Origin of the sequence: Stenotrophomonas sp. 17(2023) (genome assembly GCF_030345315.1) — a bacterium.
In the GTDB taxonomy this organism is placed as follows: domain Bacteria; phylum Pseudomonadota; class Gammaproteobacteria; order Xanthomonadales; family Xanthomonadaceae; genus Stenotrophomonas; species Stenotrophomonas acidaminiphila.
On sequence record NZ_CP128405.1, the window covers coordinates 1,129,348 to 1,150,421 of the forward strand.

Sequence of the window (21,074 nt, forward strand, 5' to 3'; positions counted from 1 at the left end):
CGGCATGAACCACACGCTCCCGATCCACCGCGCACTGGCCGTCCTGGCCGTTTCCCTGGCCCTGGCCGCCTGCACCAGCACGCCTGCGCCGCCGCCTGCACCGGTCGATACGACCACGCCCGCCCAGCGCATGGCCGCGGTACAGGCCGCCGCCGGTGCCGACGACAAGGAAGTGACGGTGCAGCCGCTGCGCGACCCGCAGGTGGACGACCTGCGCCAGATCGCCGCCGAACGTCGCGAGGCCGGCGACCTGGCCGGCGCCGCCGACGCGCTGAACCAGGCGTTGCTGCTGGTCGAGGACGACCCGGCGATCCTGCAGGAACGCGCCGAGATCGCGCTGCTGCAGGGCGACTGGGGCCGCGCCGAGACGCTGTCGCGCAAGGCGGTCGCGCTCGGCTCGCGTACCGGCCCGCTGTGCCGTCGCCACTGGGCCACCATCGAGCAGACCCATCTGGCGCGGGTGGAGAAGGAAAACGCCGCGTCGGCGCATGCGCAGATCGAAGGCTGCACCGTGCCGGGAATCAAGCGCTATTGACGGCGGGGCCGCCCCGGCCCCGATGCGCGCACGCCGATGTCGCTAGCCACCGCCAGCCGTGAAGCCCTCAGCGCCGACGGCGCGCTCGCCCGGCAACTGGACGCCTTCACCCCGCGTGCGGCGCAGCTGCGGCTGGCCGAGGCCATCGCCGATGCCTTCCAGCAGCGCGACGTGCTGCTGGCCGAGGCCGGCACCGGTACCGGCAAGACCTTCGCCTACCTGGTGCCGGCGCTGCTGTCCGGGCTGAAGACCATCGTCAGCACCGGTACCCGCGCGCTGCAGGACCAGCTCTACCACCGTGACCTGCCGCGGGTGCGCGCCGCGCTCGGGGTCGGCCTCCGCAGCGCACTGCTCAAGGGCCGCGCCAACTACCTGTGCCGCTACCGGCTGGACCAGGCGCGCGGCGAACCGCGCTTCGCCTCGCCCGAGCAGGCCGCGCAGTTCCAGCGCATCGTCGCCTGGGCCGGGCGCACCCGCTTTGGCGATGTCGCCGAGCTCGACGGGCTGGCCGACGACTCGCCGCTGCTGCCGATGGTCACCTCCACCGTCGACAACTGCCTGGGCAGCGACTGCCCGTTCTGGAGCGAGTGCTTCGTCGTGCAGGCGCGGCAACGCGCGCAGGAAGCCGACCTGGTGGTGGTCAACCACCACCTGCTGCTGGCCGACCTGGCGCTCAAGCAGGAGGGCTTCGGCGAGATCCTGCCGGGCGCGCAGGCGTTCGTGATCGACGAGGCGCACCAGTTGCCGGAGCTGGCGGCCGGCTTCTTCGGCGAGGGGTTCGGCATGCGCCCGTGGCAGGAGCTGGCGCGCGACTGCCTGGCCGAGTGCCGCGGCGTGGCCGGTGCGCAGCCGGTGCTGCAGCAGCCGGTGGCGACGCTGGAAATGGCATTGCGGCAACTGCGCGCGGCGATGGAACCGTTGCCGCCGCGCGGCACCCGGTGGCGCGCGCTGGCGGCGCCCGACGTGGCGGAAGGCTTCGACGTGCTGGCCGCGGCGCTGGCCCAGCTGCGCGACGCGCTGGCCGTGCTGCGCGAGGCGTCGCCGGGGCTGGATGCGTGCCACGCACGCGCGCTCGAAGGTGCGGCGCGGCTGGCGCGCTGGCTGGGCGAGGATGCGCCGCTGCCCGATTTCGAAAGCGATGACGCCGACGTGGCCGCCGCCGGCAACGACGTGCTCTGGTACGAACTGACGCCGCGCGGCTTCCGCTGCCAGCGCACCCCGCTGGACGTATCCGGGCCGCTGCGCGAACACCGCCAGCGCTCGCACGCGGCCTGGGTGTTCACCTCGGCCACGCTGACCGTCGATGGCGACTTCGACCACCTGGCCGCGCGCCTGGGGCTGGACGATCCGCACACCCTGGTCCAGCCCAGCCCGTTCGACTGGCCGGTGCAGGCGCTGTGCTACCTGCCGCAGCAGCTGCCAGACCCGGCCGCGCGCGGCTTCGGCGCCGCGCTGATCGCCACCCTGCGCCCGGTGCTGGACGCCTCGCAGGGCCGTGCGTTCCTGCTGTTCGCCTCGCACCGCGCGCTGCGCGAGGCCGCCGATGCGCTGCGCGGCGGGCCGTGGCCGCTGTTCGTGCAGGGCGAGGCGCCGCGCGCCAGCCTGCTGCAGCGCTTCCGCGAGTCGGGCAACGGCGTGCTGCTGGGCTCGGCCAGTTTCCGCGAAGGCGTGGACGTGGCCGGCGACGCGCTGAGCGTGGTGGTGATCGACAAGCTGCCCTTCGCCGCGCCGGACGACCCGGTGTACGAGGCGCGGCTGGACGCGATCCGCCGCGCCGGCGGCAACCCGTTCCGCGACGAACAGCTGCCGCAGGCGGTGATCGCGCTCAAGCAGGGCGTGGGCCGGCTGATCCGCAGCGAGAGCGACCGCGGCGTGCTGGTGCTGTGCGACCCGCGCCTGCTCAGCCGTGGCTACGGGCGCGTGTTCCTGGATTCGCTGCCGCCGTTCCGCCGCACCCGCGAACTGGCCGATGTGCAGGCGTTCTTTGCGCGACAATGGCAGCCCGATGCCGACGCGCCGGGCATGGAAACCGCCATGCCGTCCCTTCCCGATCCCGATGTGACCCCATGAAGCTGCTCGCCCTGGAAACCGCCACCGAAGCCTGTTCCGTCGCCCTGCATGTCGACGGGCAGGTGCTGGAACGCTTCGGGATCGCGCCGCGGCGGCATGCGGAACTGACCCTGCCGTGGGCGGAACAGCTGCTGGCCGAAGCCGGCATCGCCCGCGCGCAGCTGGACGCCATCGCCCTGGGCCGCGGCCCGGGCGCGTTCACCGGCGTGCGCCTGGCCATCGCCATCGCCCAGGGCATCGCCCTGGCGCTGGACCGTCCGCTGCTGCCGGTGTCCACGTTGCAGGTGCTGGCGATGCAGGCACCCGGCGACGCCAGCCACGTGCTGGCCAGCATCGATGCGCGCATGGGCGAGGTCTATGCCGCGCGCTGCGTGCGCCGCGACGATGGCTTGTGGGACGAACAGGGCGCGGAAGTGGTGATTGCCCCGGATGCGCTGCAGCTGCCCGACGATGGCAGCCGCTGGGCCGGTGTCGGCACCGGTTTCGCTGCTGCCGAAGGGCTGCTGGCCACGCGCCTGCAGGCCCGCCTGGCGTCGGTCGATGCGCAGGCGCTGCCGCGCGCATCGGACGTGTTGAAGATCGCCGTGCCGGCCTTCGCCCGCGGCGAGGGCATCGCCCCGGAGCTTGTACAGCCGGCTTACCTGCGCGACAACGTCGCGCTCACGCTGGTCGAACAGCAGGCGCTGCGCGCTTCGCGCTGAGGGCGCCGGCGCGGACGGTGCCCGCCGTGACCGCGTTCCCGTCACGGTGGCCGGCCTGGCGCCGTGCCTGCTGGCCCTGGATCATCTGCGCTCGCCATCGAGCAGCGCATTGAGCTGCATGACGAGTGCGTCGGTGTAACGGGTGCCCTGCGCCGTCGCCGCCGGCAGCGGGGCGGGTGCATCGGCATCGCGCAGTTCGGCATGCAGCCCGCTGCGGACGGCGTAGACCGGGGCGGCGACCTCGAAGCCACGCGCGGGCGGCACGCCGAACAGCGCCCGGTACAGCTGCATGGCATCGAGCAGGGTCAGTGCCGGCCCGGGATGCATGCCGTCCGCGTGGTACCAGGCGAGCGCGCCGGCCTCGGTGGAAAGCCGGCGCAGGCTTTCGGAAATCTCCACGTAGCCGATGCCGGCCTGCAGGGCGGCGGCGCGTTCGGCTTCGACAATCGCCGCCGACGCGCGGGGATGGGCCTGGTAGCTGCCCAGCAGCAGTACCCGTGCGCCGGATTGGCGGCCCGCCGCGGCAAGTGCCTGCACGGCCTGCCGGGACGCCTGGCAGGCAGCCTCGCCGGCGCCACAGAGCAGCTCGCCGCCGCGTTCCTGCAGCACCAGCACCGCCGGCCGGTAGCTGGCCAGTGCCTGCCGCACGCTGCCGTCGGCCACCCGCTGTTCGAGCGTGGCGCCGCCCTGGACGATCATCGCGCTGTGCACGCGCTGGTCGTTGGCATTGGCCAGCGCGGCGAACGTGGCCGGCAGGTTGCCGACATAGGTCAGGCTGTTGCCGACGAACAGCACGCGTTGCGGGGCTGCCGGCTGCATGGCACCCGCAGGTACCTGCATGCCGGCGACGAGCAGGGACAACAGCAGCATCCATCGACGCATGGGGACGATCCGCCCGGGGTGTGCCGGTTCGACCGGACTACCAGTGGATGGTTCCGCGGATCACCGTCTGCACCTGTCCACCGGACCACACGTCGCCGTGTTCGTCGACACGCAGTTCCAGCAGCGCGTCGTGGCCGACTTCGCGGCCCTGGCTGGCGCTGTAGCGGCCGCCATGGCCGGGCAGCGCGCCGCGTTCGTCCAGCCACGCGGCGAGCACCGCATTGGCGGCGCCGGAGGCGGCGTCCTCGAAGCGACGGCCGTTGCCGACGAAGGCGCGCACCGCCAGGTCGTGCGGCTGGCCATGGCTGCGGGCGTAGGCGAACACGCCCATCGCGCCCGTGGCTTCGGCCAGGGTGGCGATGGCGTCCCAGTCAGGGGCCAGGGCACGTAGCGTGGCCTCGTCGGCCAGCTCCACCAGCCACCAGCGGCGGCCGCCGTCCATCAGCACCGGCGGCAGCGTGCCCAGCGGCCAGCCGGCGATGGCCGGGCGCAGCCGCGCATCGGTGGCATCCACGACGTCCATCACCGACGCGCGCGGGGTGCGGATGGCGATGCGGCGGACACCGTCGATCGTGTCCACCCGCAGCGGCAGCTGGCCGGCGATGCCGTCCTGCACCAGCAGGCCGTCGACCGGCGTGGCCAGGCCGCACTCCAGTACCGCGTGGGCGCTGCCGACGCTGGGGTGGCCGGCGAAAGGCACTTCCTTCTGCGGCGCGAACATGCGGATGCGGTAGCTGCTGCCCGGCGTGGTGGGCGGGAACACGAAGGTGGTCTCGGGCAGGCGGGTCCAGCGGGCGATGGCCTGCATGGCGGCATCGTCCAGGCCATCGGCGTCGAGCACCACGGCCAGCGGGTTGCCGGTACCGGGGCGCGGGGCGAAGACGTCCAGTTGCAGGAAGCGGCGGGTGGTCATGCGGTGTTTCCGTTGTGAAGGGGTTACCAGTCGAGGCGGCCGTCGATGACCGGCTGCACTTCGCCGCCGATCCAGACATGGCCCTCGGCGTCCAGCTGCACGTGGACCTCGCCGTTGCGGCCGCGCTCACGGCCCTGGCTGGCGCGGTACTGCTGCCCCGGCCCGAGCCGGCCCTGCGCCAGCAGGTGCGCGGCGACCAGCGCGTTGGCGCTGCCGGTCACCGGATCCTCGTCGATACCGACGCCGGGGGCGAAGGCGCGCACCACGTACTGGTAGCCGACATCCGGCCGCGCCGCGGCGGCGAACACGGCCAGCTTGCCGTTGCCGGGCAGGGCGGCGATGGCCGCCAGTTCCGGCCGGTAGCGGCGCAGCGCGGCTTCGTCGCCGGCCTCCAGCAGCCACCAGTCCGGGCCGTTGTTCCACAGTGCCGGTGCCGCGTCCGGATGCGCCAGCGCGGCCAGCCCGGGCGGCAATGGCGGCGCGGCCAGGTCGCGGTGCTGCGCGCGCGGGCTGCGCACGTGCAGCAGGCGGAAACGGCCACCGCCGTGCACGCGCACCGGCAGCAGGCCGGCGGCACACTGCTGGAGCAGACTGCCCTGGTCGTCGGGGGTGGCCAGGCCGTACTCCACCGCCGCCCAGGCCGCGCCGACGCTGGGGTGGCCGGCGAAGGGCAGTTCCATCTTCGGGGTGAAGATGCGGATACGGTAGTCGGCACCGGCTTCCGGCGGCAGGAAGAAGACCGTCTCGGACAGGTTCAGCCAGGCGGCGATGGCCTGCATGGCGGCATCGTCCAGGCCCTCGGCATCGAGTACGACGCCCAGCGGGTTGCCGGCGCCCGGGCGCGCGGCGAAGACATCCAGTTGCAGATAGCGGCGTGCGTTCATGGTTACGGCCGGTACGGGGGCCGGCCAGCATAGGGCGGGCGCGCCCGCATCGCGAGCACCCGGCCGGTCGCGGCATGCCACCCGCGCACGCCGGGACCGGCGCCGGTGCAATGCCGTGGCCCGCAACCGGCGGCGCAGGGCGGGGCATGGCTATAGAATCGACGGTTCCGCCCGCCAGTCGGGTCTTTCCCCACCGTGAACCCCCACGCCAATGTCCTCTTCCCCCCTCGTCGATCGCTGGATCGTCCTCAAGTTCGGTGGCACCTCGGTGTCGCGTCGTCATCGTTGGAACACGATCGGGGAACTGGCGAAAAAACGTGCGGACGAGACCGGTGGCCGCGTGCTGGTGGTGGTGTCCGCGCTGTCGGGCGTGACCAATGAGCTGACCGCGATCGCCGATGGCGCCGCCGACAGCCGCGAGCGGGTGGCCGCGCTGGTCGCCCGCCACAACGCATTCCTGGCCGAGCTGGAACTGGGCGAGGAGGTGCTGGCCGCGCGGCTGGCGGCGCTGCAGGCGCTGCTCGACGACCCGCGTGCGGCGCAGCGCCCGCTGGACTGGCAGGCCGAGGTGCTGGGCCAGGGCGAACTGCTGTCCTCCACCATCGGCGCCGCCTACCTGCATGGCAATGGCCTGGATTTCGGCTGGATGGACGCCCGGCAGTGGCTGCACGCGCAGCCGCCGGCGCCCAACCAGAGCGCCTGGTCGCAGCGGCTGTCGGTGAACTGCCAGTGGCAGGGCGACGCCGGTTTCCGGCAGCGCTTCGCGGCCCAGCCCCCGCGCATGCTGATCACCCAGGGCTTCATCGCCCGCCACGGCGACGGCGGCACGGCGATCCTCGGCCGCGGCGGCTCGGACACCTCGGCCGCGTACTTCGGCGCGCTGCTGGGCGCCAGCCGGGTGGAGATCTGGACTGACGTGCCGGGCATGTTCAGCGCCAACCCGAAGGACGTGCCCGATGCGCGCCTGCTGACCCGGCTGGACTATTACGAGGCCCAGGAAATCGCCACCACCGGCGCCAAGGTGCTGCACCCGCGCTCGATCAAGCCGTGCCGCGACGCCGGCGTGCCGATGGCGATCCTCGATACCGAGCGTCCGCACATGCCCGGTACCAGCATCGACGGCAGCGCCGAGCCGGTCCCGGGAGTCAAGGCGATCAGCCGCCGCAACGGCATCGTGCTGGTGTCGATGGAAGGCATCGGCATGTGGCAGCAGGTCGGCTTCCTCGCCGACGTGTTCGACCTGTTCCGCAGGCACGGCCTGTCGGTGGACCTGATCGGCTCGGCCGAGACCAACGTCACCGTCTCGCTGGATCCGTCCGAGAACCTGGTCAGTACCGACGTGCTGGCGGCGTTGTCGGCCGACCTGTCGCAGATCTGCAAGGTCAAGGTGATCGTGCCGTGCGCGGCGATCACCCTGGTCGGCCGCGGCATGCGCTCGCTGCTGTACAAGCTCTCGGACGTGTGGGCCACGTTCGGCAAGGAGCGCGTGCACATGATCTCGCAGTCGTCCAACGACCTGAACCTGACCTTCGTGATCGACGAGGCCGACGCCGACGGCCTGCTGCCGATCCTGCACGACGAACTGATCGAAAGCGGTGCCATGCCGGTCTACGAGGAGCAGGTGTTCGGCCCGCGCTGGCGCGAGATCACCGGCAGCGTGCGCCCGCGCCCGACGCCGTGGTGGCGCGCGCCGCAGTCGCGCGCGCAACTGCTGGAACTGGCCGCGCAGGGCACGCCGCGCTACGTCTACCACCTGCCGACGGTACGCGCGCGTGCGCGCCAGCTGCAGGCCGTGGCGGCGCTGGACCGGCGCTACTACGCGATCAAGGCCAACCCGCATCCGGCCATCCTGCGCGCGCTGGCCGCGGAAGGCTTCGGCCTGGAGTGCGTCTCGCTGGGCGAGGTCGAGCACGTGTTCGAGGCGCTGCCGGAACTGGCGCCGTCGCGGGTGCTGTTCACCCCCAGCTTCGCCCCGATCGGCGAGTACGCCGCGGCACTGGCGCGCGGCGTCAACGTCACCGTCGACAACGTCGAGCTGCTGCGGCGCTGGCCCGGGGTGTTCCGCGACCGCGTGCTGTGGCTGCGCATCGACCTGGGCCATGGCGACGGCCACCACCGCAAGGTCAACACCGGCGGCAAGGAAGCCAAGTTCGGCCTGTCGGCACAGCGGGTGGACGAATTCATGGACGTGGCGCGTGGCATCGGCGTGCGCGTGACCGGCATCCACGCGCACCTGGGCAGCGGCGTGGAGAGCAGCGGCCACTGGAAGCAGGTGGTCGACGAACTGGCCGGTTTCGCGCGCCGCATCGGCAGCGTGGAGATTCTCGACATCGGCGGCGGCCTGCCGGTGCCGTACAGCGACGACGACGAGCCGTTCGACCTGGATGCCTGGGCCGCCGGCCTGGCCGAGGTCAAGGCGGTGCACCCGGCGTTCCAGCTGGCGGTCGAGCCGGGGCGCTTCCTGGTCGCCGAGGCCGGCGTACTGCTGGCCCATGCCACCCAGGTGGTTGAGAAGGACGGCGTGCGCCGTGTCGGCCTGGACGCGGGCATGAACGCGCTGCTGCGCCCGGCGCTGTACGACGCCTGGCACGACATCGCCAACCTGTCGCTGCTGGACGACGCGCGCGATCTCGATTTCAGCGTGGTCGGCCCGATCTGCGAATCCAGCGACGTGTTCGCGCAGCGGGTCAAGCTGCCGGCCACCACCGCCCCGGACGACGTCATGCTGATCGCCGACGCCGGCGCCTACGGCTTCAGCATGGCCAGCCGCTACAACCACCGCGCGCTGCCGCACGAGGACATCATCGACGATGCGCGTTGACCGGCATGCCCCGCATCCCCTTTCGTTCCGCCGCGCCGGCATCGCGCCCCACGCGGCACCCCGCTTGATTCCGGATACGCCATGACAGCTTTCGACAAAGACCAGGTTACCCGCTTCCGTTTCGTCCGCTGCGACTTCGCCGCGGACACCGGCGTGGCGCAACTGGTTTACGCCTTCGACGACGGCCCGGAGATGACCGAAACCGTCACCGTGCCGGGCGCGCCGTTCCAGCTGGACGGTGCGCGCGCGGCGGCGGTGCAGCGCGCGTTGCGCCTGCTGCACCTGATCGCCGGCGTGAGCTACTACAAGGCGGCGGTGCCGGCGCAGGTGGCCATCGACAGCTACGCCATCGACGCCGCAACCGCGGCGCTGGTGGAAACGGTCTATCTCAACGGCCTGGGCGAGTTCGCCTACCGCAACGGCCTGAACCTGCGCGGCCGGTTCCGGCTGCCGGTGGAGGCGCAGGCCGAACCGGCGGCGCAGCCGCTGGGCCTGCGCGAACACGCGCTGGTCGCCATCGGCGGCGGCAAGGATTCGCTGGTCAGCATCGAGGCGCTGCGCCATGCCGGCGTCGCCGCGACCGTCACCTGGATCGGCGGTTCGCAGCTGATCCGCGCCTGTGCCGAGCGCACCGGCCTGCCGATGCTCAACATCGGCCGCACGCTGGCGCCGGAGCTGTTCGAACTCAACCGCCAGGGCGCGTGGAACGGGCATATCCCGGTGACCGCGGTGAACTCGGCGATCATGGTGCTGGCGGCGCTGGCGCAGGGCGTGGACCAGGTGGTGTTCTCCAACGAACGCTCGGCCAGCTACGGCAGCCAGATCGCCGGCACCGGCGAGGTCAACCACCAGTGGTCCAAGGGCTGGGCATTCGAGAAGGCGTTCGGCGAGCACGTGCAGCGGCACGTCGCCGCCGACCTGCACTACTACTCGCTGCTGCGGCCGCTGTCGGAGCTGGCGGTGGCGCGGCAGTTCGCCCGGACCGACTACTACGACGCGCATTTCTCCAGCTGCAACCGCAATTTCCACATCCTCGGCGAGCGTCCGGTGAACCGCTGGTGCGGGGTCTGCCCGAAGTGCCACTTCGTGTTCCTGGCGTTGGCCCCGTTCATGCCCAAGACCCGGCTGGTACGCATCTTCGGCCGCAACCTGCTCGACGACGGCGAGCAGGCCGGCGGCTTCGACGCGTTGCTGGAGTTCCAGGACCACAAACCGTTCGAGTGCGTGGGCGAGGGCCGGGAGTCGCGGGCGGCGATGGCAACGCTGGCGGCGCGCCCGGAATGGAAGGAGGACGTGCTGGTCAAGCGCTTCGCCAGCGTGATCCAGCCCACCCTGGCGGCCGACGAGCTGAAGCTCGAGCCGCTGCTGGTCATCGACGGCGAGCACCGCATCCCGGCCGCCCTGTGGGAGCGCCTGCGTGCGGATTTCGCAGCTTGAGGGCAAGCGCGTGGCGCTGTGGGGGTGGGGCCGCGAGGGCCGCGCCGCCTTCCATGCGCTGCACGAACGCCTGCCCGGCCTGTCACTGACGCTGTTCTGCCCGCAGGCCGAAGCCGCCGCCGCGCGCGCTGAAAGCGCCGGCGCGCTGCAGGTGGAAAGCGCGGTCACCGGCGAGGCCCTGGCGCGCTTCGACGTGGTGGTCAAGTCGCCCGGCATCAGCCCCTACACGCCCGAGGCGCTGCAGGCACAGGCACGGGGCACGCAGTTCATCGGTGGCACCTCGCTGTGGTTCAGCGAGCACGCCCGCGCCGACGGCCGCCTGCCGGACACGGTCTGCGTGACCGGCACCAAGGGCAAGAGCACCACCACATCGCTGCTGGCGCACCTGCTGCGCGCGGCCGGGCACCGCACCGGGCTGGCCGGGAACATCGGCCTGCCGCTGCTGGAGGTACTCGACCCGCAGCCGGCGCCGGAGTACTGGGCGGTGGAACTGTCCAGCTACCAGACTGGCGAGGTCGCGCGCAGCGGCGCGCGCCCGGACGTGGCCGTCGTACTGAACATTTTTCCCGAACACCTGGACTGGCACGGCAGCGAGCAGCGCTACATCGACGACAAGCTGGCGCTGGTGACCGCCGGCCACCCGCGGGTGGCGGTGCTCAATGCCGCCGACGCGCACCTGCGCGCGCTGCAGCTGCCGCACAGCCAGGTGGTGTGGTTCAACCAGCCCGCCGGCTGGCACATGGTCGGCGAGGTGGTGCACCGCGGCGCGCAGCCGGTATTCGATACCTCCGACACGCCGCTGCCGGGGCGCCACAACCGCGGCAATCTGTGCGCGGTGCTGGCGGCGCTGGAAGCGCTGGGGCTGGACGCGGTGGCGCTGGCGCCGGCGGTGCGCGGCTTCCGCCCGCTGCCCAACCGCCTGCAGCTGCTGGGCGAGCGCGACGGCGTGCGCTGGGTCAACGACTCGATCAGCACCACGCCGCATGCGTCGCTGGCCGCGCTGGACTGCTTTGCCGGGCAGCGCATCGCGCTGCTGGTCGGCGGCCACGACCGCGGCGTGGACTGGCACGATTTCGCCGCGCACATGCGCGACAACGCGCCGCTGGAGATCGTCACCATGGGCGCCAACGGACCGCGCATCCATGCCCTGCTGCAGCCGCTGGCCGATGCCGGCCGGTTCGGCCTGCATGCGGCCGGCGACCTGCCGCACGCGGTCGAACAGGCGCGCGCCGCGCTGGGCGGGCAGGGCGGGGTGGTGCTGCTGTCGCCGGGCGCGCCCAGCTTCGGCGCCTACCGCGACTACGTGGCACGTGGCCGCCACTTCGCCGAACTGGCCGGCTTCGACCCGGACAGCATCAGCGCGATCCCGGGACTGGGCGTCGCCTGACGCCGCGGGCCGCCGGGCATCCGCTGGCCGTCACCGGCCGCGGGGTGCCCGGCGTGGTGCCGGTGCGGCCCTTTCACGCCGGCCGGGCATAGACTCGGAGCGGTGACCCAACCGGAGTACTCCCATGCGGACCATGCGCAAGTGGCAGGTGGCGTTGCTGGTGGCGTGCGTGTCGGCGGCAATGCCGGCGCTGGCCAAGCTGCAGCAGCGGCCGGTGGAATGGCAGCTGGACGGCACCCGCTACAGCGGCGTGCTGGTCTTCGATGACGAGGGCGACGGGCGTCGTCCGGGCGTGGTGATGGTGCCGAACTGGCGCGGGGTGAACGCTTCGGCGATCGAAAAGGCCGGGCGCATCGCCGGCGACGACTACGTGGTGCTGGTGGCCGACGTGTACGGCAGTGCGGTGCGGCCGAAGGACGATGCCGAAGCCGCCGCCGCCTCCAGGCCGCTGCGCGAGAACCGCGCCGTGCTGCGCGCCCGCGCCCGCGCCGCGCTGGACGCGCTGAAGGCGCAGGCCGGCAAGGCGCCGCTGGATGCCTCGCGCATCGCCGCGGTCGGCTTCTGTTTTGGCGGCAGCACCGTGCTGGAAATGGCGCGCGCGGGCATGCCGCTGGCCGGCGTGGTGAGCCTGCACGGCGGCCTGTCCACGCCCAGCCCGGCCGCCGCGGGCAGCGCCAAGGTGCCGATGCTGGTACTCAACGGTGCCGCCGACCGCGGGGTGACGGCCGAGGACATCGCCGCCTTCGGCAAGGAAATGGACGGCGCCGGTGCCGACTGGCAGTTCGTCAATTTCAGCGGCGCGGTGCATTGCTTCGCCGAATCCGACGCCAACAGCCCGCCGGGCTGCCTGTACGACCCGCGTGCGGCCAGGCGTGCGTGGAAGATGATGGACGACTTCCTGGAGGAACGGCTGCAACGCTGAGCCGGCGTCCGGTCCGGCCATGCGGTCCAGCGCGCGGCCGGCGAACCGGCCGCGCAGGGCTCAGTGGCTGCGTTCGACCGCGTAGCGGGCCAGGCCGCGCAGGGCGGCGACGGCATCGCTCTCGGGCAGGCCGTCCAGCGCGCGTTCGGCGGCGTCGGCGTACTCGACCGCGCGCTGGCGGCTGTATTCCAGCCCGCCGGTGGCGCGGATCGCGGCCAGCACCTCGGGCATCGCGGCGGCATCGCCGTCCTGCACGATTCCGCGCAGACGTTCGCGCACGGCCGCGTCCGCATGCGCCATGGCATGGATCAGCGGCAGCGTGGCCTTGCCTTCGGCCAGGTCGTCGCCCAGGTTCTTGCCCAGCTCCTCGGCATTGGCCGAATAGTCCAGCACGTCGTCGGCGATCTGGAACGCGTAGCCCAGCGCCATGCCGTAGTCGTACAGCTGCTGCTGCACGGCCTCGCCGGCGCCGCTGGCCAGCGCGCCCAGGCGGGTGCCGGCGGCGAACAGCACCGCGGTCTTGCGCTCGATCACGCGCAGGTAGGCCGCCTCGTCGGTATCCGGGTTGTGGACGTGCAGCAGCTGCAGCACTTCGCCCTCGGCGATGCGGTTGGTGGTGTCGGCCAGGATCCGCATGACCGGCATGCGGTCCAGCTCGACCATCAGCTGGAAGCTGCGCGAGTACAGGAAATCGCCGACCAGCACGCTGGGCGCGTTGCCCCACAGCGCGTTGGCGGTGCTGCGTCCGCGGCGCAGGTCCGACTCGTCCACCACGTCGTCGTGCAGCAGGGTGGAGGTATGGATGAACTCGATGATCGCCGCCAGCTGGTGGTGCTCGGGTCCGGCGCCGCCGGCGGCATGGCCGGCCAGCATCACCAGCATCGGCCGCAGGCGCTTGCCGCCGGCGGAAATGATGTGGTCGGCGATCTGGTTGATCAGCACGACATCGGACGACAGGCGGTGGCGGATCAGGGCATCGACGGCGGCCATGTCCGGGGCGGCGAGGGTCTGGATGGCGGGCAGGCCCAGCGCGGGGCGGAGGTCTTCGGCGATGCTCATGCGATGGCGTCGGGGGGCGTGGGGCGATTATAGGCGGTGCCGCCGGTGACCGGGCGCCGCCGCCGGCACGCCCGTGAATACGTATGCACTGCGCGCCATGGCTCCGGTGCCGCCGCTAAGCTGGCGTGGTTCATCCATGCCCGGCCGCGGGCACGCACAAGCCCGGAGGGGCGCTCGATGTCGAACACTCCCTGGTGGCGGGGCGCCGTCATCTACCAGATCTATCCGCGCAGCTTCCTGGACACCAATGGCGATGGCGTCGGCGACCTGCCGGGCATCATCGAGCGGCTGGACTACGTCGCCTCGCTGGGCGTGGATGCGATCTGGGTGTCGCCGTTCTTCCGCTCGCCGATGGCCGACTTCGGCTACGACATCGCCGACCAGCGCGACGTCGACCCGCTGTTCGGCACCCTGGACGACTTCGACCGGCTGCTGGCCAGGGCGCATGCGCTGGGCCTGAAGGTGATGATCGACCAGGTGTTCAGCCACACCTCCGACCAGCACGCCTGGTTCCGCGAAAGCCGGCAGAGCCGCGACAACCCCCGCGCCGACTGGTACGTGTGGGCCGACGCGCGCGAGGATGGCACCCCGCCCAACAACTGGCTGTCGATCTTCGGTGGCGTGGCCTGGAAGTGGGAGCCGCGCCGGCGCCAGTACTACCTGCACAATTTCCTGTCGTCGCAGCCGGACCTGAACTTCCACAACCCGGAAGTGCAGCAGGCCACGCTGGACTACGTGAAGTTCTGGCTGGACCGCGGGGTCGATGGTTTCCGCCTGGATTCGATCAATTTCTGCTTCCACGACGCGCAGCTGCGCGACAACCCGGCCAAGCCGGAAAGCGAGCGCGTGGGCCGCGGCTTCAGCCCGGACAACCCGTATGCGTTCCAGTACCACTACTACAACAACACCCGGCCGGAGAACGTGGGCTTCCTCGAGCGCCTGCGCGCGCTGCTGGACCAGTACCCGGGGGCGGTGACGCTGGGCGAGATCTCCTCCGAGGATTCGCTGGCGACCACCGCCGAGTACACCGCGCCGGGCCGCCTGCACATGGGCTACAGCTTCGAACTGCTGGTGGACGACTACAGCGCCGGCTACATCCGCGCCACGGTGGAGAAGCTGGAAGCGACGATGCGCGACGGCTGGCCGTGCTGGGCGGTGTCCAACCACGACGTACAGCGTGCGGTGACCCGCTGGGGCGGGCACCCGGCCGACCCGGCGATGGCCAGGATGCTGGCCGTGCTGGTGTGCTCGCTGCGCGGTTCGGTCTGCATCTACCAGGGCGAGGAACTGGGCCTGGGCGAGGCCGACGTGCCGTTCGAGGCACTGCGCGATCCCTACGGCATCACCTTCTGGCCCAACTTCAAGGGCCGCGATGGCTGCCGCACGCCGATGCCGTGGACCGGGGAGGCGCTGGCCGGCTTCAGCAGCGCCAGGCCGTGGCTGCCGATCCCGGCCGAACACCGCGCGCTGTCGGTGCAGGCGCAGGACGCCGCAGCGGATTCGGTGCTCAACGCCTTCCGCGCGTTCCTGGCCTGGCGCCACGCCCGCCCGGCTTTGACCGGCGGCGCGATCCGCTTCCTCGACAGCGCCGAGCCGGTACTGATGTTCGAGCGCGAATCGCAGGGCGAAACCCTGCTGCTGGCGTTCAACCTGTCGGCCGCGCCGGTGCGGCATCCGCTGCCCGGCGGCCACTGGCAGGCGCTGGACATGCCCGGCCCGGTCGCGGGCCGGTGCGAAGACGGCGAACTGGCATTGCCGGCCCACGCGGTGTACTGCGCACGGCGCGACTGAGCGTTGCAACCCGCGACGCAGCCCGCAGGGGCGGAGAGCGATCTCCGCCCCTGCGGCGTTCCGCGTCGCGTGCGCGTGTACGGAAGTGCGTGCCGCCCGGCAGCGGCCATCGTGCGCCGCATGCGCTCCGGCGCCGCGGACCGGCGAGGGGCCATGTCAGGGCGCTGGCCCGGCTGAGGCGTGCAACGCGCGTCCCGATCCGGATGGAACGCAGTGCCATCGCGCATGGACGGCGTGCTGGCACGTGCCCGGCGCCCCGGCGACAAGCGTCACCGGTCCGCGGGAAAGGTGCGGTGGGTGGCGGCCGCAACGCGATGCAGCGGCCGGCTGCCAGCGCCGCCGTACATGGACGCGGGCGTGGCCATCCCGGCCGTTGGCCGGGCACGGCGTCGTCGGCGCAGCCGCGGCGGCCTCGACCGCATGGATCGTGACCAGCGTACTCGGCAGGCCGGCCAGGGTGCCGGCCGCGCGCATGAAAAAAAACCCGCTGCCTGGGCAGCGGGTCCGGAATGCGGCAACCGGTGAGGGATCAGAACTTGTAGTTCACGCCGATCTGGTAGCTGCGGCCCCACTCGACGGTCTCCAGCGGGCGGTCCTTGCTGCCGGCGTAGGTCTCGTACCTGGAATTGGTCAGGTTGCTGGCCTGCAGGAACAGGCTCAGGCCGCTGAACATCGTGTCATTGCCGAAGCTGTAGCCCAGCTGCGCATCGAGCACGTTCTCGCCCTTGACGTAGCGCAGGGTGCGGTTGCCGTTGAAGTTGCCGATCTCGCCGATGAAGTCCGAGCGCTTGCGCTGGTTCAGGCGCACTTCGAAGCCGTCGTTTTCGTAGTAGGCGGTGAAGTTGTACACGCGCTTGGACAGGCCCGGCAGCATGATCGGGGCGCTGCCGACGCTGGAGACGGTGCCCGGATCCGGCGGGATGGTGATGCTGCTGTCGTTGAAGCTGGCGCTGGCGACCACGCCGAAGCCGCGCAGGGCGTCGGCGAACAGGTCCAGTGGCAGCGAGGCAGTCAGCTCCGCGCCGCGCAGGCTGCCGCCGCTGCCGTTGAACGGCGCGGTGTAGTAGCCGGTCTTGTCCACCACGATGCCCGGCGGCAGGGTGACGCCGTTGGCCTGCAGCCATGCATCCACCTGCTGGGTGAAGTCGTAGCCGTCGCGCTTTTCGGTGTAGATGTAGGTTTTCAGGTCCTTGTAGAACACCGCGGCGGACACATAGGCCTTGTTGCCGAAGTACTTCTCCCAGGACAGGTCGACCGCGTCGGCCAGCCACGGGTCCAGCCGCGGGTTGCCGCCGCTGGCACCGGGCTTGCCGGTGTTGGTGTCCACGCCGAATTCCATCGACGCGCGCATCTCGTCCACCCGCGGGCGCGCCACCTGGCGGGCCAGGGCGAAGCGCACGGTGTTCTCGGCCGGCAGTTCGAACGCCAGGTTCATGCTCGGCAGGAGCTTGAAGTACTTGCTGCCCTCGTTGATCGGTATCACCCGGCTGCCGACCGGCTGCGAGCCGTCCCAGTAGTTGGAGCGCGAGGACTGGTCCACGCGCTGGCCCTGCAGGCCGATGTTGCCGCGCACCGGGATCGAGCCGATCTCGGTGCTGATGTTGGCGCGCAGGAACAGGGTGGCGATCTCCTCGTCCACCGTCCACTGCTTGGGAATCAGGTAGCTTTCGGTGGTGGTGGGCCTGAACACCATGTACCTGGCGACCGCGGCCGGGACGTTCCAGGCCGGGATGCGGCCGGCGCCGGCGAAGCCCAGGTCGACCGGTGCGTACTGCAGGTCGGAAGCGATGGCGGTGATGCCCTGCGCGCCGAGGTTGATGTTGCCTTCGGCCTGGGTCTTGTCCTTGCTGCGGTCGGCGTAGTTGGCGCCCACGTCGATATCGCTGAACCAGCCCAGGGCTTCCGGCGCCGGGAAGTTGAGCGCCAGCTTGAAGCCCTTCAGTTCGTCGTCCACGTGCGGGGTCTTGCCGTAGCCCGAACCGTAGATGGTGTTGGTCAGGAACAGCTTGCCGGGGTCGGAGTAGTCCAGGCCCGGGGTGAACCGCGGGAAGTTGCCGCCGGCGAAGTCCAGGCGCACCGAATCCAGCTGCGGGGCGGGCAGCAGCTGCAGGTTGTTTTCCAGGTTGGTCTCGTCGCGCACGGCCTTGGACCAGCTGACGTCGGCCACCAGGCGCACGTCGCCGAAGGCGAACTCGTTGTTCCAGCCGAAGGCCTTGATGCTGTCCTCGCGGTGGTTGTACATGCCGCGCACCAGCGGATAGACGTTGTGCGCGACGCCGCTGGCGAAGCTGCCGTTGCGGGTCACCACGTCGGTCAGGTACAGCGGGTCGTAGCCACCGTTGTAACCGCCCAGGTGGATTTCGAGCTGGTTGGCGGTGTCGTATTCCTTGGCCTTGGTGTAGAACGCGTCGAGCGTGCTGGTCCAGGCATTGTTCGGGCGGAACTGCACGGTGGCCATGACCCCGTCGCGCTTGGCGTTGCCGGTACGGCGCAGCGCCTTGATGCCGTCGGAGTAGAACGTGCCGGCGGCCACGCCGGGGCGCCAGTCGTTGCCGCCCAGCGCCTGCCACGGCTCGTACAGGCCGACCTGGTTTTCCTGCTTGGCCATGTCCGAATGCGAGTAGCCGATGGCCAGGCCGAGGGTGTCGTCGGCGAACTTGTCCACGAAGCTGACGTTGAAGCGGTTGCCGTACGGGTCGACGCCGGCGGCTTCACCCAGCGAGTTCTTCTGGTAACGGCCGCTGACGGCGATCACCCGGCCGCCATAGCTGAACGGACGCACCGTCTGCATGTCCAGCGTACCTGACAGGCCCTGGCCGACCAGGCCTGCGTCGGGGGTCTTGTACACGGTCACGCCGCTGATCAGCTCGGACGGGTACTGGTCGAATTCCACGCTGCGGTTGTCGCCGGTGCTGACCATCTCGCGGCCGTTGAGCAGGGTGGTGGCGAAGTCGGGCGACAACCCGCGCACGCTGATCACCTGGGCGCGACCGGCCACGCGCTGGGCGGCCAGGCCGGGCAGGCGCGCGATCGATTCGGCGATGCTCACGTCCGGCAGCTTGCCGATGTCCTCGGCCGAGACCGCCTCGACGATCGAGGTGGCGTCGCGCTTGACCGATATCGCGCTCTCGATGCCGCGGCGGATGCCGGTGACGGTGACGGTGTCCAGGTCGACGGCGTCGGCCTTCTTCTGGCCCTCGTCGCCCGTGCTCTGCGCGTATGCGCCACTGGCCTGCAGCGCCAGCGCCGATGCGAGCGCCGCGCTCAACAGGTTGCGCTTGATGTTCAACATTCTCCCCTCTCCCAGGTGATGTCGTTGGATTGTTCTGTGCGTGCGCCCGGATTGGATCCAGGGCTCTGGTCGCCGATGCGATGCGGTCTGGTTGCGACTGTCATGCATGGTAATCAGCAGGCAACGGCGCGGAATCGGCCTGCATACGTATTCAATGCGCCGGCAAGCGGCATGCCCGCCGGGTTTCCGCATGACAACGATGGCAACGGCGCCTCGCGGGCGCCGTCCATGGGAATCGCCGGCTCGCCGCCACCCGGCGGATCATTCCAGCGGCACGAAACGGATCGCCGCGCCACCACCGCGCGCGAGCTTCAGCGTGATGCGGTCGCCGCTGTCGACCTGGCGGATTTCGCGCACGAAGGCGAACGGGCGTTGCTGCCAGTCCGCACCGTCGCCATCGCGGTAGATCTCGGCGCGATAGCGTCGGCCCGGCTCCAGGAAGGCCAACGGCGTATCCAGTTCGCGCGGCTGGTCGTCGCCGACGCTGCCCAGGAACCACTCGCCGCTGCCGCGCGCCTTGCGTGCGATGGTCGCGAACTGCCCGACCTCGCCGTCCAGCACGCGGCTCTGCTCCCAATCCACCGCGACATCCCGGATGAAGCGGAAGGCCTCGGGATGCTGCGCGTAGTGCTCGGGCAGGTCGGCCACCATCTGGATCGGGCTGTACAGCACCACGTACAGCGCCAGCTGTTTGGCCAGGGTGCTGCGCAGCGGCAGCCCGTTGCGGCCCTTCAGGCTGACGATGCCGGGGGTGAAGTCCATCGGCCCGGCCAGCATGCGCGTGAACACCAGCGTGGCTTCGTGTTCCGGCGGGTTCGGCGGCGCGCCCCACGCGTTGTACTCCATGCCGCGCGCGCCCTCGCGCGAGACCCAGTTGGGATAGGTGCGACGCAGGCCGGTGTCCTTGATCGGTTCGTGCGCGTTGACCGCGATGTGCCGCTGCGCCGCCTGCTGGACCACGCGCAGGTGGTGGTTGCTCATCCACTGGCCCTCGTGCCATTCGCGCACCACCGGGCCGCCGGCGTCGTCCTGGCGCTGGATGTCGCCGGCGTCGCAGACATAGCCGGTCTTGACCACGTCCACGCCGTTGCGCGCGTACAGGTCGAGCGCGGCCGGCAGCTGCCGCTCGTAGTGGCTGACCGCGCAGGCGGTCTCGTGGTGGCCGACCAGGTGCACGCCCTTGCCGGCGGCATACCGCGCCAGTGCCGGCAGGTCGAAGTCGGCGGTGGCGCGGGTGAAGTCGAAGCCCCAGCCGTTGGCGAACCAGTTGCCGTCCCAGCCCGGGTTCCAGCCTTCCACCAGCACGCCGCGGAAGCCGTTGGCCGCGGCGAAGTCGATGTAGCGCCGGGTGTTGGCGGTGGTGGCGCCGTGCCGGGGGCCGGTCGCCCAGGTCTCGGTTTCCAGGTGCAGCGACCACCACACGCCGACGTACTTGGCCGGCCTGAACCAGCTCACGTCGCTGATGGCATTGGGCTCGTTGAGGTTGAGGACCAGGCTGGATTCGGCCAGGTCGCCGGCGCGCTCGCCGATCTGGATCGTGCGCCACGGCGTGGCGAACGGCAGCGTGCGCACCACCGCGGCGTCGCCGCTGCCGGGCGTGAGCGCGGCACGCAGCACGTCGCCGTCACCGCGTGCCAGGTTCATGCCGGCGTAGTCCACCAGCGCGGCCTCGTGCAGTGAGATGTGCAGGCCGCTGTCGTCGCGCAGGGTGAGCGGGGTCTGCGCGGTGCCGATCCCGCGCAACGGGGTGTGGCGGTACAGGTACTCCTCGCGGTTCCACTCGAACGCCGGGATCCACCAGGCGGTGGCCGGGCGGGCGAGCGCGAATTCGGTCAGCTCGGCGCGGATCCGCGCTTCGCTCATCCCGGCCTGTTCCGGGAACTCGTAGCGCAGGCCGACGCCGTCGTCGTAGACCCGCAACACCACGTCGAAGCGACGCCCGGGATGGGCGGCGTCCACGGGTTTCTCGGCGAAGCGGGCGCGCAGCTCGTTGTAGTGGTTGCGGGTCAGGCGGCGCTCGCCCCAGGGCTGCTCCCAGGTTTCGTCGAAGCTGCGGCGCGATTGCCCGACCAGTTCGAGGTTGCGTTCCAGGCGCCCGTCGCCGAGCAGGAAGCCCAGCCGCGAGGGCGCGATCACCGCCTGGCCGCGGCGTTCCACGCGGTAGGCGATGCGGCCTTCGTGCTGCGCTTCGAGGGTGACCGCGAGCACGTCGCCGGGCGAGGCGACGCGCGCCAGATCGGCCGCCTGCGCGGCGTGTATGCCGGCCAGCAGCAGGGCCAGGGCGGGCACGATGCGCGACAGGCGGGAGGATGGGCGTGGCAGGGCCATGGCGGGTATCGACTCCGGAGTGCGGGAACGGCAGGCAGGTGCCGCCACTATT

14 protein-coding genes are annotated in these 21,074 nt (G+C 71.3%); 8 read left to right on the top strand and 6 right to left on the bottom strand.

Annotated elements, in window-relative coordinates:
- Positions 1–4 precede the first annotated feature (4 nt).
- The 3 genes from QQA12_RS04990 to tsaB are packed head-to-tail and all read left to right on the top strand — an operon-like array spanning position 5 to position 3,306.
- Positions 5–535: a hypothetical protein gene (locus tag QQA12_RS04990; protein ID WP_054663976.1), complete on the top strand. Its 531-nt coding sequence runs from the start codon at positions 5–7 to the stop codon at positions 533–535.
- Positions 536–571: 36 nt separating this feature from the next.
- Positions 572–2,605 (top strand): ATP-dependent DNA helicase, encoded by a 2,034-nt coding sequence (locus tag QQA12_RS04995; protein WP_226050154.1) that lies wholly within the window; start codon positions 572–574, stop codon positions 2,603–2,605.
- On the top strand, positions 2,602–3,306 hold the full coding sequence (gene tsaB / locus QQA12_RS05000; protein WP_054663981.1) for a tRNA (adenosine(37)-N6)-threonylcarbamoyltransferase complex dimerization subunit type 1 TsaB: 705 nt from the start codon (positions 2,602–2,604) through the stop codon (positions 3,304–3,306). Before QQA12_RS04995 ends, tsaB begins: the two co-directional genes overlap by 4 nt.
- An 81-nt stretch (positions 3,307–3,387) precedes the next feature.
- Here tsaB and QQA12_RS05005 read toward each other — a convergent pair whose 3' ends face one another.
- From QQA12_RS05005 to QQA12_RS05015, 3 genes are read right to left on the bottom strand one after another with little or no spacing between them, the layout of a single operon-like run.
- Entirely contained in the window at positions 3,388–4,188 is an 801-nt protein-coding gene (locus QQA12_RS05005) for an SGNH/GDSL hydrolase family protein (RefSeq protein WP_152985148.1), read from the bottom strand.
- Between the two features lie 37 nt (positions 4,189–4,225).
- Positions 4,226–5,101, bottom strand: coding sequence for a PhzF family phenazine biosynthesis protein (locus QQA12_RS05010; RefSeq protein WP_226050153.1), 876 nt, complete (start codon positions 5,099–5,101; stop codon positions 4,226–4,228).
- Positions 5,102–5,124: 23 nt separating this feature from the next.
- Positions 5,125–5,985 carry a PhzF family phenazine biosynthesis protein gene (locus QQA12_RS05015; protein ID WP_056932896.1) on the bottom strand — a complete coding sequence of 287 codons (861 nt, stop codon included), beginning with the start codon at positions 5,983–5,985 and terminating at the stop codon, positions 5,125–5,127.
- Positions 5,986–6,196: 211 nt separating this feature from the next.
- Here QQA12_RS05015 and QQA12_RS05020 point away from each other — a divergent pair, with 211 nt between their 5' ends.
- From QQA12_RS05020 to QQA12_RS05035, 4 genes are all read left to right on the top strand, one after another.
- On the top strand, positions 6,197–8,806 hold the full coding sequence (locus QQA12_RS05020) for a bifunctional aspartate kinase/diaminopimelate decarboxylase (protein ID WP_226050152.1): 2,610 nt from the start codon (positions 6,197–6,199) through the stop codon (positions 8,804–8,806).
- An 81-nt stretch (positions 8,807–8,887) separates the two neighbouring features.
- Positions 8,888–10,243, top strand: a complete 1,356-nt coding sequence (murL, locus tag QQA12_RS05025; protein ID WP_226050151.1) for a UDP-N-acetyl-alpha-D-muramoyl-L-alanyl-L-glutamate epimerase — start codon at positions 8,888–8,890, stop codon at positions 10,241–10,243.
- Positions 10,224–11,630, top strand: a complete 1,407-nt coding sequence (gene murD, locus QQA12_RS05030) for a UDP-N-acetylmuramoyl-L-alanine--D-glutamate ligase (protein ID WP_226050150.1) — start codon at positions 10,224–10,226, stop codon at positions 11,628–11,630. Before murL ends, murD begins: the two co-directional genes overlap by 20 nt.
- 124 nt (positions 11,631–11,754) lie before the next feature.
- On the top strand, positions 11,755–12,552 hold the full coding sequence (locus QQA12_RS05035) for a dienelactone hydrolase family protein (RefSeq protein ID WP_226050149.1): 798 nt from the start codon (positions 11,755–11,757) through the stop codon (positions 12,550–12,552).
- Positions 12,553–12,612: 60 nt separating this feature from the next.
- On the opposite strand, the gene QQA12_RS05040 is transcribed toward QQA12_RS05035, so the two are convergent.
- Positions 12,613–13,611, bottom strand: a complete 999-nt coding sequence (locus tag QQA12_RS05040) for a polyprenyl synthetase family protein (protein ID WP_226050148.1) — start codon at positions 13,609–13,611, stop codon at positions 12,613–12,615.
- A gap of 177 nt (positions 13,612–13,788) precedes the next feature.
- Here QQA12_RS05040 and QQA12_RS05045 point away from each other — a divergent pair, with 177 nt between their 5' ends.
- Positions 13,789–15,402, top strand: coding sequence for an alpha-glucosidase family protein (locus QQA12_RS05045; protein ID WP_226050147.1), 1,614 nt, complete (start codon positions 13,789–13,791; stop codon positions 15,400–15,402).
- A gap of 529 nt (positions 15,403–15,931) precedes the next feature.
- On the opposite strand, the gene QQA12_RS05050 is transcribed toward QQA12_RS05045, so the two are convergent.
- Entirely contained in the window at positions 15,932–18,694 is a 2,763-nt protein-coding gene (locus QQA12_RS05050; RefSeq protein WP_226050146.1) for a TonB-dependent receptor, read from the bottom strand.
- Between the two features lie 261 nt (positions 18,695–18,955).
- Positions 18,956–21,022, bottom strand: a complete 2,067-nt coding sequence (locus tag QQA12_RS05055) for a glycoside hydrolase family 97 protein (protein ID WP_226050145.1) — start codon at positions 21,020–21,022, stop codon at positions 18,956–18,958.
- Positions 21,023–21,074 lie beyond the last annotated feature (52 nt).

What these genes read in the sequence shown, in the direction of transcription:
- QQA12_RS04990 (WP_054663976.1), top strand. Translation starts at nt 5, where the DNA reads ATGAACCACACGCTCCCGATCCACCGCGCACTGGCCGTCCTGGCCGTT.
- QQA12_RS04995 (WP_226050154.1), top strand. Translation starts at nt 572, where the DNA reads ATGTCGCTAGCCACCGCCAGCCGTGAAGCCCTCAGCGCCGACGGCGCG.
- tsaB (WP_054663981.1), top strand. Translation starts at nt 2,602, where the DNA reads ATGAAGCTGCTCGCCCTGGAAACCGCCACCGAAGCCTGTTCCGTCGCC.
- QQA12_RS05005 (WP_152985148.1), bottom strand. Translation starts at nt 4,188, where the DNA reads ATGCGTCGATGGATGCTGCTGTTGTCCCTGCTCGTCGCCGGCATGCAG.
- QQA12_RS05010 (WP_226050153.1), bottom strand. Translation starts at nt 5,101, where the DNA reads ATGACCACCCGCCGCTTCCTGCAACTGGACGTCTTCGCCCCGCGCCCC.
- QQA12_RS05015 (WP_056932896.1), bottom strand. Translation starts at nt 5,985, where the DNA reads ATGAACGCACGCCGCTATCTGCAACTGGATGTCTTCGCCGCGCGCCCG.
- QQA12_RS05020 (WP_226050152.1), top strand. Translation starts at nt 6,197, where the DNA reads ATGTCCTCTTCCCCCCTCGTCGATCGCTGGATCGTCCTCAAGTTCGGT.
- murL (WP_226050151.1), top strand. Translation starts at nt 8,888, where the DNA reads ATGACAGCTTTCGACAAAGACCAGGTTACCCGCTTCCGTTTCGTCCGC.
- QQA12_RS05035 (WP_226050149.1), top strand. Translation starts at nt 11,755, where the DNA reads ATGCGGACCATGCGCAAGTGGCAGGTGGCGTTGCTGGTGGCGTGCGTG.
- QQA12_RS05040 (WP_226050148.1), bottom strand. Translation starts at nt 13,611, where the DNA reads ATGAGCATCGCCGAAGACCTCCGCCCCGCGCTGGGCCTGCCCGCCATC.
- QQA12_RS05045 (WP_226050147.1), top strand. Translation starts at nt 13,789, where the DNA reads ATGTCGAACACTCCCTGGTGGCGGGGCGCCGTCATCTACCAGATCTAT.
- QQA12_RS05050 (WP_226050146.1), bottom strand. Translation starts at nt 18,694, where the DNA reads ATGTTGAACATCAAGCGCAACCTGTTGAGCGCGGCGCTCGCATCGGCG.
- QQA12_RS05055 (WP_226050145.1), bottom strand. Translation starts at nt 21,022, where the DNA reads ATGGCCCTGCCACGCCCATCCTCCCGCCTGTCGCGCATCGTGCCCGCC.